This is a genomic window from Pseudanabaena sp. 'Roaring Creek', from assembly GCF_001402795.1.
Lineage (GTDB): Bacteria > Cyanobacteriota > Cyanobacteriia > Pseudanabaenales > Pseudanabaenaceae > Pseudanabaena.
In genome coordinates this window covers 1-5,758 of sequence record NZ_LIRE01000722.1, presented here as the reverse complement: position 1 = coordinate 5,758, position 5,758 = coordinate 1, and the positions used below count along the sequence as shown (strand labels likewise).

Below are 5,758 nucleotides of genomic sequence, written 5' to 3'. Positions count from 1 at the left end.
GTACCTCAGCATAATTAAAAATATAAAACCAGAGAGAGTACCGCCCGCTAAGCGGGCGGTACTCTCTCTGATTACTTAAATCATAAGTCCTTATTTTCCTTGAGCATTTTGGCATATTCCTGATCCGCCAAATCCTGTTCGGTCGTGTAGGCAAGATTGTCTTGATCGATGACCTCTTGCTGCGTGGCAAAAGTACTCGCAAAGTTTAGCTTGTCGCGTAATGTTGGTGAGGGCTTTTGCAGCTTGTCAGCAAAAGCCGCCCGCTTTTGGTTGCGATCGCCAATCCCATTATTTAGATATTGCAGGACAAAATAACGAACTAAAGGAATAGAGAGAAATAACACCGCATAACCCAAAAGAAAGCCCATAGCCGCTTTTACTAAGCCCAAAAAACCGCCAGAAGCTATGACTGAAGCTAATCTAGGATTGACAAGTAAATTGCTCAAGACCAAAGATGAGACTAGATAAAAAATACCTAGCCCGATCGATAGAGCTATTTTGCCTTGAGAGGCTTGACTAAACTGCCAAACTTTTTCTTTTAAATAAGCACTTTTGGTTTGAGCTTTGCGTTCCGAGGCGACTTTTTGGAGTTCGGGAAATTTATAGGCAAGGGTTCCTGCGTCACTCACTTCGGGGAAGCCATTAAATTTTGCCAGTACGGGAATCACAAAATATTCATTATTTTCTTTATAGGTAATGTCATCGAGGTAGGGCGCAATTTGCTCGGCAATGACGACACCATTATTGCTGCGGATCATAGCGGCGATTTCGCGCCAACGGCGTTCTTCTAGATCGGCGTTGGGATTGCCATCGCCAAATAGAAATGAAAATACACTTTCTAAAAAGTTCATCTCATCGGGATCGCGCTGTTTGAGCTGCTGCGGCTCGTAATAATCGGGCGCAAACATAATAAAGGGATTGCCAAAGGGATTGCCCCAGCCACCTAAAAAGATAAAGCCACCACCGCCACGATTATCACTGCGGCGATCGTTGCGATCGTTGTCGCTCCGTCCTTGGCTTTGTAAAGCGATCGTGGCGGCAATAATACCAATCACCACGATCAAGATCGATAGGATCAGTAAAATACCAAAGGAAATACGGATTGCATAAAAAACCCATTTCCAAACTCCCTGAAGCCATTCCTTGACCTGTAGCCAAAACGAACGATTGATCAGGATTTGCCGAAAGTTTGGCGCAAATTTATAGGCAATTTCCCCCGATTCGGCAACTTGGATATTTCCACCCGTTTCCGAGGCAAGGGCCAATACCTCCCGTTGTGCTGCATTTAAACTAAGTCCAGACTGAGCCGCCACATCACCTATCGTGACCCGATAGTTGAGCTTTTCGACGGCTTCCATCACTGCTGTACGCGGAGCCATATGCTTTCCCTAATCGAACTTCTAAGACTATTATGATGGAAATAAGCAAGATTGAGACAAGCCGAGATTGTCTCTACGATCATCCTAATATCAATTCCCAGAATGGCGTTACCATTTTGGGAATCTCAAAACCTTACTGGGGTTGTCTTTTAATTCATGGAAATAATTCATTGAAATGTTGGCTCACTTCAGTGAATTGGTATAGCAGTAGCCAGTTATGTTAGGACAAAAACAAAACCCAGAAGAGTGTTGCGGCGCGAAGCGCCGCAACACTCTTCTGGGTTTTATGTCTTAACTTATACCAAATCACAAAATGGCTACGCCATTTTGTGATTTTAAAACCCTTACTGGGTTTGGTTTTTAATTCCCAAAAGTGTAGCCACACTTTTGGGAATTGGTATTATTTGGCTATAGCTATATTGCGGTCTTGGTTGAGATTAAGGGAAATCAAAAAATAAAGGTTAGCTTGATGAGCTAACCTTTATTTTTTGAAAATCGACTATCTGACTGAGGAAATCAAACTCCACTGTCCGAAAGATTTAACGCGAACTAACGCTCTTGAGTTCGCCCGACAAAATATCAATCGCTTTAGCAAATTGCGGATCGGAAATAGTGCCGACTAGATCGCGATTCTTATTAAGCTTTTCAAGATCGTCCTTCGTCAGTTCAATTACACGATCGGGAACAATACCCATGTGATTGATATCTCGTCCGCTTGGAGTGTAGTACTTAGCGATCGTTACAGCCATGCCTGAGCCATCGCTAAGGGAATGAACCGACTGTACTAGACCTTTGCCAAAGGTTTTAGTACCAACGATGACCGCTCTCTTATTATCTTGTAAAGCACCAGATAAGATTTCGCTAGCACTTGCCGAGCCACCATCCACTAACACCACAAGGGGTTTGTTGGTGAGAGATTGGCGATTGGCAGTTAAACGCTCGCTTTCGCCCTTACGATCGATCGTGGAGACGATGGTGGCGTTATCCAACCACATCCGTGCGATTTCAGCACTGGAATATAGCAAGCCACCAGGGTTAGAGCGCAGATCCAGTACAAAGCCTACAGCTCCTTTGTTTACGTGATCTTGGATTGCTTTACGCATATCGCTAGCGGCATTAGCATTGAACTGGCGCAGGCTAATATAGCCAACCTTACCAATGTTTGTGTCGCGCAGTTCGGCTTTAACTGGATGGATCTCAATTTTTGCCCGTTCTAGTTCCACATCAAACTGGCGATCGCCACGCTTGATCCCTAATTTTACCTTTGTCCCTGCGGGACCACGGATTAAGGCAACTGCTTGGTTAATATCCATGCCATCAGTAGACTTGTCTGCGATCGAAGTAATGATGTCTTTTGTTAAAACCCCCGCACGGGATGCAGGAGAATCTTCAATGGGAGCAACGACCGTGAGTTGCTTAGTCGCATCATCCATCCCAAGTTGGATACCAACCCCTGTAAGCTCCCCCGATGTATCAATCTGCATACTCTTGAACTGTTCGGGATCCATAAATCGCGTGTAGGGATCGTCCAACAGTTTAAGCATTTCCCGAACCGAACGATAAGCTTCAGCCTTAGATGAATAATCTCGGTTTTCAACGTATTGCCGTCTGACCTGTCGCCAGTCAACCTTATTGAAAGAGCCATCAACATATTCACGGTTAATTAGCTGCCAAGCTTCATCAACGATTTCTTTAGGGCTATCCCGAAATGCGGCGATGCTAGGGTTTGCTAGCTGAAAACCAACAACTGCCACAGCCGCAGCTAATGCTGCTGTTGTACCAAGTACAAGTCCGCCTTTTGCCATGTCAACTTCCTGAAAAGTGATTTGTGTGAGGAATGTGAGATTTTTTAAATTACACCAACTCTAGCACAGCAGCTTTTAAGCGTGTGATCGAATTAACATAGCTCATTCTACTAAGTGTAATTAACGCCAGCTTAACCCTTTCTCAAAGCCCGTTTCAAATTATCCCGAATTCACGTTAGTTCAACAGACCTTATGTTGCTAAGCAGTTAAGCATAATTAAAAAGTAAAACCAGAGAGTGTACCGCCCGCGCAGCGGGCGGTACACTCTCTGGTTTTACTTAGCTACTCTTAGAGCCTAATTTTTAGGGAGCAGATATTTATGAATAAAACCTTGTTCTTTTCGATCTAAAAACTAAATTTTTGGATACATAAAGCACTCTCAAGTAGGGCTAATTCTGATGCCGTAGTCATAATTTCAGCATTAATCCATAGATTTTATCGCTATCAATATAAGAAATGTAGCTTCTAATACAAATGAATGCCGTATAAGTTGATGAAATCATTCTTGAATAAATTCTCTATGGTAACTATACAAATGGGATTGTGAGCGCCAAATGTTCTTAGCGTTTCAACCTTGAAATGCTCCCTGAAACGGTGTTTGCACACTCATGTCGCCTTATTGTGATGACAAGAAAACTTTGTGAAAGGATAGAGTCTGTGATCAAAAAATTTCTATTGAGTGCGTTGCTAGTCCTGTGGTTGGTGAGTTTTCCTTTTACAGGGCAGACTTGGGCTCAAGCGACTACTTCTCCCTCCGCTTCGGCAAGCCCGACTAGCACTGCTACTTCTACGGCAAGCCCTTCAGCTAGTGCATCTGCAAGCCCTTCGGCTAGCGCTTCGCCTTCAGCATCGCCTAGTGCTTCAGCCAGTGCCTCACCTTCGGCATCGCCTAGCGCTTCACCTGCCCCTTCGGCAAGCGGTGATGTTGTAACTTTAACAAAAGATCAGAAAGCCGCACTTGACAAGCTGCTTGCTCCTGCTCCAGCCGCTTCGCCTATTAATTCAGGTGATACTGCCTTTATGTTGTTAGCAGCAGCCCTTGTATTGTTGATGACCCCTGGTTTGGCTTTCTTTTACGGTGGTTTAGTCCGTACCCGTAACGTACTGAATACGATGATGATGAGCCTCCTGCTCATGGCAGTTGTTGGTGTTACTTGGGTACTGTGGGGCTACAGCTTAGCCTTTGATGTATCAGCCAAGGCTGCTGATTTTACCTATGGACAAGGCATCCAAAAATTTATTGGTGGTCTTGATTGGACTTTTCTTAATGGAGTCAAATTTGATGATGTAGATCCAGTTGGCTATGCGGGTACAATTCCCCATGCTGTATACATGGTCTATCAAATGATGTTTGCGATCATCACTCCTGCATTGATTTCGGGGGCGATTGTCGAACGCATGAGCTTCAAGGCTTACTTCTGGTTTATTCTTCTTTGGTCTACCTTTGCTTACTCACCTCTTGCGCACATGGTATGGGGAAGAGGATTTTTAGGAGAGTTGGGAGCTCTTGACTTTGCTGGTGGTACTGTTGTGCATATCAGCTCTGGCGTTGCTGCGGTGGTTGCAGTTTTAATGGTTGGTTCGCGTAAGGATTTTGCCACGAGACCCCATACTCCTCACAACGTTCCTTACGTCCTCTTAGGTATCGGCTTGCTATGGTTTGGTTGGTTTGGCTTTAATGCTGGTAGCGCTCTTAGTGCTGGTTCAGTTGCCGCCGTTGCCTTTGTAGCTACTAGCGTCGCAACCTCAGCAGGTGGCTTGACATGGCTAATAGTTGAATGGGTTCTACGGGGTAAACCAACCGCAGTTGGTATTGCCAGTGGCTTTCTTGCTGGACTAGTGGGTATTACCCCTGCGGCAGGTTTTGTTACTCCCATCGGTGCAATTCTAATTGGTTCTATTACAGCAGTATGCTGCTTTATTGCCGTAAGCTTACGCGCTAAGTTCAAGTTTGACGACTCATTAGATACCTACTCAGTACATGGTGTTGGTGGAACCGTTGGGGCAATGTTGACAGGTGTATTTGCAACTAAAGCAGTAAACCTGATGAAGGATGCTAAGGGAGCAGATATCCCCCTCGGTTTGCTAGACGGTAATGGTGGGCAGATCTTGATTCAGTTTTATGGCGTTGCGACTACCTATATAGTTTCAGCAGTTGCTACGTTCGTTATTCTTTTTGTCCTTAAACTATTTATGGACTTGAGAGTTGCACCTTCAGTTGAAGAACAAGGTATTGATTTGCCCGTTCATGGCGAGGAAGGTTACGGTAGTGACTTTGGATCTGGTGTATTCGTAAAAAGCTCTTCCGAGGGTTAACCTCCTTACATATAGCTTTTTTATATATAGCTATGGTCTCTTAGAGCCCCAAAAGATGAGTGATGGTACTAGGCTCCGTCACTTATGTTTTGGGGATTACTTCCTAAGGACAAATTACATTGCAATATAACTCACAAACATAGAGAGGTAGTAGATATAACCTACTGCCTCTCTATGTATGGGATATGTTTGCGTGCTTTAAATATATAGCGGTGTAAGCTTTACTTATATAAAAAACAAAGATGGGTGGTGGCGCTT

3 protein-coding genes are annotated in these 5,758 nt (G+C 44.3%); 1 reads left to right on the top strand and 2 read right to left on the bottom strand.

Translation table 11 applies throughout. The annotated features are described in order from the left end of the window. Positions 1-80: 80 nt before the first annotated feature. Entirely contained in the window at positions 81-1,379 is a 1,299-nt protein-coding gene (locus AC805_RS21195; RefSeq protein ID WP_055077245.1) for a hypothetical protein, read from the bottom strand. Positions 1,380-1,918: 539 nt separating this feature from the next. Continuing rightward, positions 1,919-3,184: a carboxyl-terminal processing protease CtpC gene (ctpC, locus tag AC805_RS21190; protein WP_055077244.1), complete on the bottom strand. Its 1,266-nt coding sequence runs from the start codon at positions 3,182-3,184 to the stop codon at positions 1,919-1,921. A 966-nt stretch (positions 3,185-4,150) separates the two neighbouring features. On the opposite strand from ctpC, the gene AC805_RS21185 reads away from it, so the two are divergent. Further along, positions 4,151-5,500, top strand: a complete 1,350-nt coding sequence (locus AC805_RS21185) for an ammonium transporter (RefSeq protein WP_055077246.1) — start codon at positions 4,151-4,153, stop codon at positions 5,498-5,500. Positions 5,501-5,758: the final 258 nt, after the last annotated feature.